The following is a 12,476-nucleotide window of genomic DNA, read 5'->3' as shown; positions in this document are numbered from 1 at the left end:
CATCAACCGGAAGCAGCCGCATGCGAATTGCCGCTTGCCTTTCCGCGCTCGGCTGAGCATTCCCGCCCCATGTCCAGGCGTCCCCGGCCCGCTTCGCCCCGCGTGATCGTGACGCGGCGTCTGCCGCAAGCGGTGGAAGCCCGGCTGGGCGAACTGTTCGACGCCCGCTTCAATGTCGACGATCATCCTATGACCCGCGCCGAGTTGCATGAGGCCATGCAGCAATGCGACGTGCTGGTGCCCACCGTGACGGACGATCTCGATGCCGATCTGATCGCCGGCGCAGGCGATGCGCTGCAGCTGATCGCCAATTATGGCGCCGGCGTGAACCACATCGCCCTGCCCGCCGCCCGCGCGAAGAACATCATCGTCACCAACACGCCCGGCGTGCTGACCGAGGACACGGCGGACATGACCATGGCGCTCATCGTCTCGGTGCCGCGCCGCCTGGCCGAGGGCGAGAAGCTGGTGCGCTCCGGCGAGTGGACCGGCTGGAGCCCCAGCAACATGCTCGGTCACCGCATCGGCGGCAAGGCGCTCGGCATCGCCGGCATGGGCCGCATCGGCCGCGCCGTCGCCCGCCGTGCCCGCGCCTTTGGCCTCTCCATCCACTACCATAATCGCCACCGCCTGCCCGAGGTGGCGGAGCAGGAAGTGGATGCGATCTGGCACCCCGACCTCGACGAGATGCTGCGCAGCATCGACATCCTGACGATCCACACGCCGCGCAATGCGCAGAGCGAGAACCTGATCGACCGGCGCCGCATCGGGCTATTGCGTCCCCATGTCTATCTTATCAACGCCTCGCGCGGCGGCATCGTGGACGAGGAAGCGTTGATCGAAGCGCTGGAGGCCGGGCAGCTTGCCGGCGCCGGCCTCGATGTGTGGGAGTTCGAGCCGCAGATCGACCCGCGCCTGCTCGCTCTCCCCAATGTGGTGATGACCCCGCATATGGGCTCGGCGACCTTCGAGGGCCGCATCGCCTCGGGCGAACGAGTGATCGCCAACATCCGCATGTGGGTCGGCGGCGACCGGCCGCCGGATCAGATTCTCGAAGGCTGGGTTTGAGCGAACAGCTCGCTCCTAACCTCACGTCATCCCGGACTTGATCCGGGACCCCGCTTCTTCTTCGCTCACCGCAAATGGCTGCGAGACCCCGGATCAAGTCCGGAGTGACGAGAAAGGGATAAGGTGGGGCTGGCTTCCGCTCTTTAACCCGCCAGCGCCTTCGTCGCCTCAATCGCGCTGCGATACGCTTCCTGCCGCGCTTCGCTCCAGTAAGCGAGTTCGCCGAGCGGGATTTCCACCCCGCTCACGGCGCAGATCACGAAACGGCCCGAGCGGACCACCTGATAATCCGCCGCACGATATTTGAGGATAGCGAGGCCCGGCATGTCCGGCGTGCGCATCATGCTCATCAATCCCCGGTGAGGATGCGGTCGACCAGTTGCTTCACGGTCGGCACGAACCCGTTGGAGTAGAAGGGGTCCTGCTTGAAGCGATAGGCGCCATGGCCGGCGAACAGCAGGTTCTTGTCGACATCGCCGCCATGCACCGCATCCTGCAGGGTCTTCTGGATGCAGAAGCTGCGCGGATCGGCGAGGCGACCGGTCGAATAATCGTCATGGTCCTTCCACGACGAAAAACCGCAGTGCGAGAGGCAGCCCATGCAATCGGCCTGATCCTTGCGGATGACAGCCCGGTCCTCGTCGGTCACGAAGACCAGCGTGTTGTCGGGCGTCTTGAGCGCAGTCTCATAGCCCTGCAGCACCCACTCGCGGGCGCGCAGCAGATCGTTGCGGGTCACCCAGTAATTGCGGCCTTTGATGCCGACATCGAGCTGATGGTTGTGGTCGCCCGCTTCCTCCATGGAGAAGGCGATCTGCCGCTCCGAGCGCGCCTCGAGATCGCGCAGGAAGGGATTGCGGATCGCGGAGGAATAGAAGCCGGTCGGCGAGAAGCGGTGGAGGAGGATGTCGCCTTCCTCCAGCGTCATCAGCTTCTCCTTCCACGCCTGCGGAATCGGGCTTTCCTGCGTGAGCAGCGGACGGGTGCCGAACTGGAAGGCAATCGCTCCCAGCTCCGGATTGTCGATCCAGTCGCTCCAGTCCCGCAGATACCAGACGCCACCGGCCATCACGATCGGCACTTCGTCGCTGATGCCGCCCTCGCGCATCGTGTCGCGCAGCGCCTTCACGCGGGGATAGGGATCTTCCGGCTTGGTCGGGTCTTCCGCATTGGAAAGGCCATTATGGCCACCGGCCAGCCACGGATCTTCATAGACAACCGCGCCCAGCCATTCCGCAGCCTTGTGATAGGCCCGCTTCCACAGCGCGCGGAAAGCGCGACCGGAGCTGACGATCGGCAGGTAGCTGACCTGATGCTGCGCAGCAATTTCGCTGAGCTTGTAGGGCATGCCGGCCCCGCAGGTCACGCCTGCGACCATGCCCTTGGTGCGCTCCAGCACGCCTTGCAGCACGGCCTGCGCGCCGCCCATTTCCCAGAGCACGTTGATGTTGATGGCGCCCTTGCCACCGGCCATCTCATAAGCGCGCTTCACCTGCTCCACACCACCTTCGATGGCGTAGGCGATCAGCTCTTCATGGCGCTGCTGGCGCGTGCGGCCATGGTAGATTTGTGGAATGACATTGCCGTCGGCATCATAGCTGTCCGCATTCACGGCCGACACGGTGCCGATGCCGCCAGCGGCAGCCCATGCCCCGGAGCTCATGTGATTGGAGACCGCAACGCCCTTGCCGCCTTCGATAACCGGCCACACCTCGCGACCGCCATAGACGATCGGCTTCAAGCCCTTGAACAAATGAAACTCCTCAGTGCCCCATCGGCCAGCTTCGCAAGCCAGCCACGAGCGCCTTTACCAGCATTTTCCTCAAACCAAGTGCTAAAATGCCACAAAACTCAAAATAACGCCAGTTCGTTACCGACCCCCTCACCATAGAGCCGGGCGTAGAGCTGGATCATCACGGCTTCATCGAAACAGCGCCTCGCTCTGTCGCGATTGGCTGCGCCGATGGTCCGACGCAGATCGGCATTCCCGGCCAGTTCTGCAAGGGCAGCCTGAAAATCATCGATCGCATCGGGGGCCACGATGAAGGGCCGGTTGTCCGGCGCGACCATGCCGAGCGTATCGCCGACGTCGGTCGCGACCACTGGCAGGCCGGCCGCCATCGCCTCCATCAGGGCAGTGGGGAACTGCTCGCTATCGGAGGACAATGCGAAAATATCGAAGGCGCCGACATAATCCTGCGGGCGCGGCAGGGCTCCGGGCATCAGCAGATCGTGCATCCCCTGCCGCTCCGCCTCCGCCAGGATCGCGTCTAGCTCCTCCCCGTCACCCACGATGACCAGACGCAGCCGGTCGCGCAGCGGCGCCACGGCCCGGACGAGCCGGGGCAGATTCTTGACCGCCCGCAGATTTGCGACGGTGCCCACGATCAGCCGGCCGTCCGGTACCAGCCCGGGAATCGCAGTGACCGGCCGGGTGCCCTCATAGGCGGCGACATCCAGCCCGTTGGGGATCTGGTGGACCTTCTCGGCGGGCTGCCGCCACTCCGCTTGAGCGATATGCGCCAACTGCGCCGACGGGACGACGAGCGCCCGCGCACCTTGCAAGGCGATCTGGCGATAGCGGTTGCGAGCGGCCTGGCGGACGAACGCCTCGTCCACATCGAAGCCCTCTTCGTGGTGGATCAACGCCGGCAGGCAGCGCAGCCGGCGGAAGAGACGGTGCGCCATGACGCCATCGATCGCGCCCCAATTGAAGCTCAGGATGAGGTCATAGCCGCGCATCGCCTTGGCCAGCGCGTTGAACCGGGCGAAGGTCGCTGGCCCCTCCAACGCGGGCGAATCGAGAAAGCGCACCTTCAGCGCAGGGTCGAGCAAAGCTTGCGCCGCAGTGGCGCCCGGCTCGCCCAGTAGGATGTCGTGCTGCATCCGCGCGCCCCAATGATTCATCAGCCGGGCAAGGCGCACTTCCTTGCCGCCCAGATCGAAGGTGCGGTGAATTTGCAGCACGCGCAGCGGCTCGCGGGAGAGATCGCGCCGGGCCGCCCGCCGCGTCATGGCTTCCCACTGATCCGGTCGAGCAGCCTGTCGAGCGCCGCCACCGCTTCTGGCTCTTCCAGCGTGGGTGCATGACCCACGCGCGGCACCGTCACCAGATCGAGCTGCGGCAGGCGCGCTTGCATCGCCTGCGCCGTCTGGACGGTCAGCAGATCGCTGAGCGCGCCGCGCACCAAGGTGAGCGGGATGTCGCCGATCGCCTCGAACGCCGGCCACAGGTCGACGCCCGCCGCACCGCCGGGCGCCCGAAACGGCTCGGCGAGGCGCTGGTCATAATCCAGCACGATGCGCCCCTGGCTCGTCAGTCGATATAGCCGCTTGGCGATGCGCAGCCAGTCGGTCAGCTTGTAATCGGGGTAGATCACCCCCTGCACATCCGCCACCGCCCGCGCCGCGTGAACCCAGGTCGGCTGCGCGCTACCGGTACCGACCCCTTGCCGGATGCGCTCCAGCCCTTCCTCGGCAATCTCCGGCCCGATATCGTTGAGCAGCGCGCCCGCGAGGCTCCCGCGCCGCGTCGCCGCGATCAACATGAGCATGATCCCGCCGAGCGACGTGCCGACTCCCACGAAGCGCGGCAGGGCCAGCTCATCGATCAGCTTGAGCAGATCCTGCAGATAGACCAGCGGCACATAGCTCATCGGGTCCTTGGCGTAAGCGCTCTCGCCGCGCCCGCGCAGTTCCACCACGATAACGCGCCATTCGCCCGCCAGCCGCTCTGCCACCGGCTCGAAGTCGCGGACGTTGCGCGTCAGGCCTGGCAGGCACAGGATCGGCGGCCCATCGTCGCGCCCGGGATAGTCCCGGTAATGCAGCCGTAAATTGTCCTGCGACCACCAATATTTGTCTTCATAGCCCGACAAGCTTGATCCTTTCCCGGGGCGCCCCCCATATCAGAGCATGGACGCAGCGCTTAAGACAGACATATTTCATCCGGAACGCGCAATAGCTTCAATTGCGGATTTTCTGGCCGATCCCGTGCAACCGGCGGATTTCCCGCAGACGATCCTCCGCTTCCGCAATGATCGCGCGGCCAGCACGGTGGGGCTGGCGGCGCTCGACGATGCGCAATGGATCAGCCATTTCGGCCGCTTCACGCCCCTGCCCGGCGCGCAGCCGACACCCTTGGCGCTGCGCTATCACGGCCACCAATTCCGCACCTACAATCCCGATCTTGGCGATGGACGCGGATTTCTGTTCGCCCAGATGCGCGAGGCCGCGCCGGCCGGAGGCCGATTGCTGGATCTCGGGACAAAGGGCTCGGGCCGCACGCCCTGGAGCCGCACCGCGGACGGCCGCCTGACCCTCAAGGGCGGCGTGCGAGAAATCCTCGCGACCGAAATGCTGGAGGCGCTGGGCGTCACCACCTCGCGCACTTTCTCGATCATCGAAACCGGCGAGCCGCTGGTGCGCGGCGACGAGCCTTCCCCCACGCGCTCGGCGGTAATGGTGCGGCTCAGTCACTGCCACATCCGCATCGGTAGCTTCCAACGGCTCGCCTATCTCGGCCAGCGCGAGGAGAGCGCACGGCTGATCGACTATTGCCTGCGCCATCTGCTGGCGGTGGAGCCGGGCGAGGTGCCCGCGCTCACGCTGCTGGAGGCGGTCGTCGCGCGCACGGCCGACCTCGCCGCGAGCTATATGGTCGCCGGGTTCGTCCATGGCGTCCTCAACAGCGACAACATCGCGGTCACGGGCGAGAGCTTCGACTATGGGCCATGGCGCTTCACCCCGCGCTGGGAGCCGGGCTTTACGGCCGCCTATTTCGATCAGACCGGTCTCTATGCCTTCGCCCGTCAGGCTGAGGCGATCCACTGGGATGTCGCGCAACTGGCGCAGTCGCTGGTGGAGCATGCGGAGACGGAGGCGCTGGTCGAGGTGCTTCGGCGTTTTCCGGCTATTTATGAGAATCGCCTGATCGAGCGGTTCCTCTGGCGGCTGGGCCTCGAAGTGCCGGACCCGGACGCCGGCCGCGCGTTCGTGGTCGCCGCCGTCGAAGCCTTGCGCGGCAGCGATGTGCTGATCGACCGCTTCTTCTTCGATTGGCGGCGTGGCGATCACGCCGAATCGCGTTATTCGGGCGCAGCGTGGGACAAGGTGCGGGCCACGCGCGAATCCCTCACCCCACGGCTCGGCGCCGGTGACCACCCGTATTGGCACGGCGATGCGCCCTGCTCGATGCACATCGAAGAAGTCGAGGCGCTCTGGACGCCCATCGCCGAGCGCGATGATTGGGCTCCGCTTTACGGAAAGGTCGAGGCAATCCGCGCCATGGGGGCGGCGCACGGCCCGGTGCCCGGCCAGCCGCTCGCCTCGCGCAGCGCATAAGCCGATGCGCGCTCCGGAGCGCGCGTCGTAAATCCGCTGGAAACTAATTGCGCCGCATAGCCGCTGCATGTTGCACGCCCCGCTTCATGCCACCGAGGCTCCGCACGAGCCTGCCGTCCTCGAATCGCTCGATCCGGCGACGGGCGAGGTCGTCTGGCAGGGGCAGGAGGCCGACCCCGCCGCGCAGATCGCGCTGGTGGCGCACCAATGGACCGCATGGGCAGGCCTCTCCTCCGCTGTCCGCATCGAGACCATGCGCCGCTTCGCCAATGCCGTGCGCGCCAGTGAGGAGGCCTTCGCGACCCTGATCTCGCGCGAAACCGGGCGACCGCTTTGGTCCACGCGGCAAGAGGTGATCAGCCTGTTCGAGCGGGTCGAGAAGGCCGTGCAGGCCTATTCTGAACGCACGGGCCAGCGGCAGAGCGAAGGCGCGATGGGCGCCCGCACCGCCCTGCGCCACAAGCCCCATGGCGTGCTCGCCATCATCACGCCGCATTGCCTGCCCGCGCGCATCCCCGTCGATCATATCGTGCCGGCGTTGCTTGCGGGCAATGGCGTGCTCTTCAAGCCCTCCGAGAAGGTGCCCGCCACCGGCGAAATGCTGGTGCGCCTGCTGCATGAGGCCGGTGTGCCGCACGATCAGGTGCAATGCGTGATTGGTGGCCCGGCGATCGGCGAAGCGCTGGCCGCCGCGCCGGACGTTCACGGTGTGCTCTTCACCGGATCGACCCGCACCGGCCGCGCCATCAACCGCGCCTGCGCCGACCAGCCCGGCAAGCTGCTGGCCCTGGAAATGAGCGGCAATAATCCGATCATCGCCTGGGACACGCCGGACATCGCCAGCGCCGCCGCGCTCATCGTCCAGTCCGCCTTCGACATGAGCGGGCAGCATTGCCTGTCCGCCCGCCGCCTCATCGTGGGCGATACCCTCGCCGAGCCCTTGCTGGGGGCGGTGAAGGCGCTGACGGACCGCCTGATCGTCGGTCCGCCGACCGGCGATCCGCTCCCCTTCATGGGGCCGGTGATCGACATGGATGCTGCCGACGGCCTCACCGAGAGCTTCCTGTATCTGATGAGCCATGGCGGCCGCCCGATCCGGCACATGCAGCGCCCGATCGAAGGCCTGCCCTTCGTCACGCCCGGCATCATCGATGTGACGGCCATGGCACCGCGCAGCGACGTGGAACTGTTCGGCCCGATCCTGCAGGTCATATGCGTTACCAGCTTCGACGATGCGATCATCGAAGCCAACAGCACCCGCCACGGCCTGTGCGCGACACTGATCGGCGGCGGCCCCGAACATTATGATCGCTTCTGGGCCAATAGCCGCGCCGGCATCGTCAACTGGAACCGACCCACCTATGCGCTCGCGCCCAATGCACCGGTCGGCGGTACCGGCCTGTCAGGCAATCACCGCCCCGGCGGCCATTATATGGCCGACCATTGCGCCTACCCCGTCGCCTCATCCGAAATGCCCCAGCCCCGCGCGACAATCGGCGTGGGGCTGCGCGCGATTGTGGCGGATCGGTGAGGTGAAGGCTCGCGAGGGGTAAAGGCAGGACTAAAGGGCCGGGCTGTCGAGGGAGCCAGCCTTAGCCCCTCCTCTTCAGAGGAGGGGTTGGGGTGGTGCACCGACACAAGCGCTTTTCGCTGAACGCGCGATGCTGACGCATCGCCACCACCCCCGACCCCTCCTCTGAAGAGGAGGGGAGACGTCTCGGCAATGCTTATGCGCGGCCGTATATGGGGAAACCAGTTGAGCTGCCGGGCAGCTTCAGTTCGCTCAGGGCGGCAGAAGTCCGCGCCAACCCTCACCGTTCGTGCTAAGTAGGATCTGAGTAGCGCCGCAGGCGCGTATCGAAGAGCCGTATCGAAGCATCGCAGCCGCACAGCCAGTCCTTCGATACGCCGCTTCGACGGGCTCAGCAGCTACTCAGGACGAACGGGGCGCGATCCGCAATGGCGTGCTGTCCGGGTAACCAGCTTCAACTATCCCCAAGGACGGAGCAACACCCTCACGCCGCCCGCAGATGCTCATCCCGCCGCAGCGTCAGCACCTCGACGCCGGTCGCCGTCACCGCCACAGTGTGCTCGAACTGCGCCGAAAGCTTGCGGTCCTTCGTCACCACCGTCCAGCCGTCGCCCTTGGTCATCACGCCGCGCGTGCCCTGGTTGACCATCGGTTCGATGGTGAACACCATGCCCTCGCGCAGTGTGAGGCCAGTGCCCGGACGGCCGAAGTTCATCACCTGCGGCTCCTCGTGCATCTCGCGCCCGATGCCATGGCCGCAATATTCCCGCACCACCGAGTAGCCATGCTTCTTGGCGTGGCGCTCGATGGCAAAGCCGATGTCGCCGAGGCGCGCGCCGGGGCGCACCTGGCGGATGCCCTGCCACATCGCTTGCTGGGCAACACGCACAAGCCGGCGCGCGGCGGGCGAGACCGTGCCGACGAGATAGGTCTTGCTGCTGTCGGCAATGAAGCCGTTCTTCTCCAGCGTGATATCGAGATTGATGATGTCGCCATCCGCAATGATCCGGTCGGCATCCGGCACGCCATGGCAGACGACCTCGTTGATCGAACAATTGAGCACATACGCAAAGCCATATTGCCCCTTGCTCGCCGGACGCGCCGCCAGATCATCGACGATGAAGCGCTCGACCAGATCGTTGACCGCCATGGTGGAGCGCCCGACGAGATCCTCCCCGTCCAGCATCTCGAAGACCGATGCGAGCAAGCGACCAGAGATACGCATGAGGGCGAGTTCATCCGGCGTCTTGACCATCTCAGGCGGCCTGCGCGGTGGCCAGATCCTGCCGGTCCTTTTCCATCTTCACGATCTCGTTGAACGACAAGGTGGGATGGGCCTCGGCCAGCATCCCGATCTTCATCCAGAACTCGGCCTGAGCATTGATGGAGCGGCACATGACGGCGCTGGTGCGGCGCGCTTCCTCATGCAACCCATCCTCGATCTTGACCAAACCCATGAACCGCTCCGCATATAGATGATATGCGAATCATATATGGTTCATATCTTCAGTCGTCAAATAGCGCGGCTTAGCCGGTGAGGCCTGCCAGCGTGGCCAGGCCCAGGAAGGAGAGGAAGCCCATCGAATCGGTGACCGTCGTCACGAAAATCGAGGAGGCAACTGCAGGATCGACGTTGAACCGCTCGAACAGGATAGGCACCGCGACTCCGGCAAAGCCGGCCGTGACGATATTCAGCACCATCGCGGAGCCGATCACCCCGCCCAGCAAGGGGTCCTGAAAGAACAGGCCAACGCCAATGCCGAGCACCACCGCGACCGTCGCCCCGTTAAGCACCGCCACGCGCAATTCGCGCATGATCATGCGCCAGGTGTTGGAGGCGGTGATCTGGTTGGTGGCAAGGGCGCGGACGGTGACCGCCATGGTCTGGCTGCCGGCATTGCCACCCACGCTGGCGACGATGGGCATCAGTACGGCCAGCACGACCATCTTCGCGATTGCATCCTCAAAGGCAGCGATGATCGCGGTGGCGAACAACGCGGTGATGAGATTGGCGAGCAGCCAGCGCACGCGCGCCTTGTAGCTCTCCCGCACCGGCTCGTTGATGTCACCTTCACCGGCGCCGGAGAGGCGGAGAATGTCCTCGCCAGCCTCTTCCTGAATGATGTGGACCACATCGTCCACGGTGATCATGCCGACGAGGCGCCCACCCGGATCGACCACCGCCGCCGAGATCAGCGCATATTTCTGGAAGCGCAGCGCGACCTCTTCCTGATCCATATCGACCGGGATCAGCGTCTGCTCGCGCTTCATTACATCGCTCATCGCGATTTCGCGCGGGCAGCGCAGCACCCAGGAGAGCTGGCAGGAGCCGATGGGCCGATGGGCCGCGTCGACAACGAAAATCTCCCAGAAATCCGATGTCAGGTCGCGGGTATCGCGCAAAAAGTCGATGGTCTGGCCGACGGTCCAATGCTCAGGCACCGCGACCAGATCGCGCTGCATGAGTCGGCCCGCGGATTCCTCGGGATAGCCCAGCGCGCTCTCGATGGCGGCGCGGTCTTCCGGCTCCATCGCATCGAGGACGGTCTGCTGGTCCTCCTCATTGAGATCCTCGATGATGGCGACGGCATCGTCGGTATCCAGTTCGCCGGCCAGTTCCGCGAGCTGCTCAAGCTCCAGCGCCTCGACGACGGTATCGCGCACATAATCGTTCAGCTCGGACAGCACTTCCGCGCCGACCAGCGAGCCCAGCGCATGAACCAGCCCGGCCCGGCGATCCTCGGGCGTCAGCTCGAGAAGATCGGCGATGTCGGCGGGGTGCAGCGTCTCGACCAACGCCTGCGCTGCATCGTCCTTGCCCTCCTCGACGGCGGACAGAACGGCAGAGACGAACTCCGGCCGAAGACGATCGTCCTCGTCCAGATTGGTATCGACGAGCGCGTCTTCCTCCTCGGGAGGGATCGCGCCGGGCTGCGATGCGGCCTCGGTCTCGCTCATGCGGCGCCTCCCTTTCCGGCTGCGGCCGCCACTGGCCACGCCTGCTCTCGATAATCGCTCCTTTTGCCCATGCCCGGGGCAAATGCAACGTCATGCAGCCTTCCCTTGACGAAAGCAGTCACTATAGAGGCGGCTCCATTCCCCCGCCCGCTTCCGCTCCGCATTGCGACCCGAGGCCGGTAGAGACAAGGAGACTGCCCCCATGGCCGACCAGACCCTTACCCTGACGCTCGACACCGGCGACGTCGTGATCCAGTTGCGCCCCGATCTGGCCCCCAAGCATGTCGAGCGCATCAGCGCGCTTGCCAAGGACGGCTTTTATGATGGCGTGGTGTTCCACCGCGTGATCCCCGGCTTCATGGCGCAGGGCGGCGACCCGACCGGCACCGGCATGGGCGGCTCGAAGCTTCCCGATCTGCCGGCCGAGTTCAACAGCGAGCCGCATGTGCGCGGCGTGTGCTCTATGGCACGCAGCTCCAACCCGAACAGCGCCAACAGCCAGTTCTTCATCTGCTTCGACGATGCGACGTTCCTCGATCGTCAATATACCGTCTGGGGCGTTGTGACCGAAGGCATGGAGCATGTCGACGCGCTGCCCAAGGGCGAGCCGCCGGCAAAGCCGGGCAAGATCGTGAAGGCTACGGTGAGTGAAGCCTAAGGCAAGATTGCCTGCGCGATTGTAATACTATCGCGAAGTCTTCAAGTAAAACTGAACGCCAAGTGAATGGCCCCGTTGTGTAGCACATGTGCAACAGCGGGGCCTTTCCACAATTGCTCCACAATTCATTCGGGAACGGTTCATCTGGCTGAGCCATTTTAGGGACAGTGATCGACGCAGGTCGGTCGCGAAACGAGGACCTAAACAGTCCTGTTCTGTTAATAGAAGGTTCAGTGTTATGAAAGCTTTTCCCCTCACCCTCGCCGTTGCTCTGGCAGCGGGTCTCTCGGCCCCGGCTCTGGCACAGGACGCGCAGGGCCTGCAGCCCTATGTCGGCGTGATGGGCGGCCTGCATGACTTCGACAACCAGCAGCCCGCAGGTGGACCGCCGAGCGGCTATCGCGGCTGGGTCGCTGAAGGCGTGGCCGGTCTGAACTACGACCTCGGCCCCGTCGTGGTCGGTGCCGAAGGTAGCGTCGCCAAGGGCTTCGACAAGGACATCGACTGGGAATATGGCGCCGCAGGCCGTCTGGGCCTCAAGGCCGGTAAGGACAGCATGTTCTTCGCCAAGGTCGGTTATCAGTGGACCCAGTTCAATGACAAGACCGTGCCGCTGGCCGACACCGATCGCCACTATCACGGCGTAACCTATGGCGGTGGCGTCGAGCTCTCGCTGGCCGACATGGGCAGCACGGCCGAAACCAGCAACATCCGCCTGCGTGCGCAGGTCGATACGCGCGGTAACTTCAACAGCTTCCGCCCGATGGTCGGTGTTGTTGCCAAGTTCTGATGACGGATCGATGCGGCCCGCTCGCGAGGAGCGGATCGTATGAAAATAAGCGGCCGGGAGTTATCTCTCGGCCGTTTTTTTAATGCATTACCCTCCCGTTCGCCCTGAGCTTGTCGAAGGGCAAACGG

Annotated in this window: 12 protein-coding genes; 5 read left to right on the top strand and 7 right to left on the bottom strand. The window is 65.0% G+C overall.

Features of this window, described 5'->3' with window-relative positions; translation table 11 throughout:
* Positions 1-69: 69 nt before the first annotated feature.
* On the top strand, positions 70-1,068 hold the full coding sequence (locus M2339_RS01175; protein WP_264587773.1) for a 2-hydroxyacid dehydrogenase: 999 nt from the start codon (positions 70-72) through the stop codon (positions 1,066-1,068).
* Between the two features lie 143 nt (positions 1,069-1,211).
* On the opposite strand, the gene M2339_RS01170 is transcribed toward M2339_RS01175, so the two are convergent.
* The 4 genes from M2339_RS01170 to M2339_RS01155 all read right to left on the bottom strand — a co-directional run bounded on the left by M2339_RS01170 (position 1,212) and on the right by M2339_RS01155 (position 4,946).
* Complete coding sequence (locus tag M2339_RS01170; protein ID WP_264571193.1) at positions 1,212-1,418, bottom strand: DUF2093 domain-containing protein; 207 nt, start codon at positions 1,416-1,418, stop codon at positions 1,212-1,214.
* Positions 1,418-2,821: an NAD(P)H-dependent flavin oxidoreductase gene (locus M2339_RS01165; RefSeq protein WP_264571194.1), complete on the bottom strand. Its 1,404-nt coding sequence runs from the start codon at positions 2,819-2,821 to the stop codon at positions 1,418-1,420. Before M2339_RS01165 ends, M2339_RS01170 begins: the two co-directional genes overlap by 1 nt.
* A 98-nt stretch (positions 2,822-2,919) precedes the next feature.
* The gene (locus M2339_RS01160; protein ID WP_264587774.1) at positions 2,920-4,083 is read right to left on the bottom strand and encodes a glycosyltransferase family 4 protein; all 1,164 of its coding nucleotides are present in this window, start codon (positions 4,081-4,083) and stop codon (positions 2,920-2,922) included.
* Positions 4,080-4,946 carry an alpha/beta fold hydrolase gene (locus M2339_RS01155; protein ID WP_264587775.1) on the bottom strand — a complete coding sequence of 289 codons (867 nt, stop codon included), beginning with the start codon at positions 4,944-4,946 and terminating at the stop codon, positions 4,080-4,082. The genes M2339_RS01160 and M2339_RS01155 overlap by 4 nt, the downstream gene beginning before the upstream one ends.
* A gap of 37 nt (positions 4,947-4,983) precedes the next feature.
* On the opposite strand from M2339_RS01155, the gene M2339_RS01150 reads away from it, so the two are divergent.
* Both M2339_RS01150 and M2339_RS01145 read left to right on the top strand, forming a co-directional pair.
* Positions 4,984-6,411 (top strand): protein adenylyltransferase SelO family protein, encoded by a 1,428-nt coding sequence (locus tag M2339_RS01150; protein ID WP_264587776.1) that lies wholly within the window; start codon positions 4,984-4,986, stop codon positions 6,409-6,411.
* A gap of 67 nt (positions 6,412-6,478) precedes the next feature.
* Positions 6,479-7,942 carry a succinylglutamate-semialdehyde dehydrogenase gene (locus tag M2339_RS01145; RefSeq protein ID WP_264606124.1) on the top strand — a complete coding sequence of 488 codons (1,464 nt, stop codon included), beginning with the start codon at positions 6,479-6,481 and terminating at the stop codon, positions 7,940-7,942.
* Between the two features lie 484 nt (positions 7,943-8,426).
* On the opposite strand, the gene map is transcribed toward M2339_RS01145, so the two are convergent.
* The 3 genes from map to mgtE all read right to left on the bottom strand — a co-directional run bounded on the left by map (position 8,427) and on the right by mgtE (position 10,900).
* Complete coding sequence (map, locus tag M2339_RS01140; protein ID WP_264587778.1) at positions 8,427-9,197, bottom strand: type I methionyl aminopeptidase; 771 nt, start codon at positions 9,195-9,197, stop codon at positions 8,427-8,429.
* 1 nt (position 9,198) lies between these two features.
* Complete coding sequence (locus M2339_RS01135; RefSeq protein WP_181560517.1) at positions 9,199-9,399, bottom strand: ParD-like family protein; 201 nt, start codon at positions 9,397-9,399, stop codon at positions 9,199-9,201.
* 70 nt (positions 9,400-9,469) lie between these two features.
* On the bottom strand, positions 9,470-10,900 hold the full coding sequence (mgtE, locus tag M2339_RS01130; protein WP_264579674.1) for a magnesium transporter: 1,431 nt from the start codon (positions 10,898-10,900) through the stop codon (positions 9,470-9,472).
* Between the two features lie 202 nt (positions 10,901-11,102).
* On the opposite strand from mgtE, the gene M2339_RS01125 reads away from it, so the two are divergent.
* Both M2339_RS01125 and M2339_RS01120 read left to right on the top strand, forming a co-directional pair.
* Positions 11,103-11,558, top strand: a complete 456-nt coding sequence (locus M2339_RS01125; protein WP_181560519.1) for a peptidylprolyl isomerase — start codon at positions 11,103-11,105, stop codon at positions 11,556-11,558.
* A 238-nt stretch (positions 11,559-11,796) separates the two neighbouring features.
* On the top strand, positions 11,797-12,348 hold the full coding sequence (locus M2339_RS01120; protein ID WP_181560520.1) for an outer membrane beta-barrel protein: 552 nt from the start codon (positions 11,797-11,799) through the stop codon (positions 12,346-12,348).
* The last annotated feature ends 128 nt before the right edge of the window (positions 12,349-12,476 follow it).

Source organism: Sphingobium sp. B2D3C, assembly GCF_025961835.1.
Classification (GTDB): Bacteria; Pseudomonadota; Alphaproteobacteria; order Sphingomonadales; family Sphingomonadaceae; genus Sphingobium.
The sequence above is the reverse complement of the archived record's forward strand: the minus strand, read 5'-3'. Positions and strand labels throughout refer to the sequence as shown.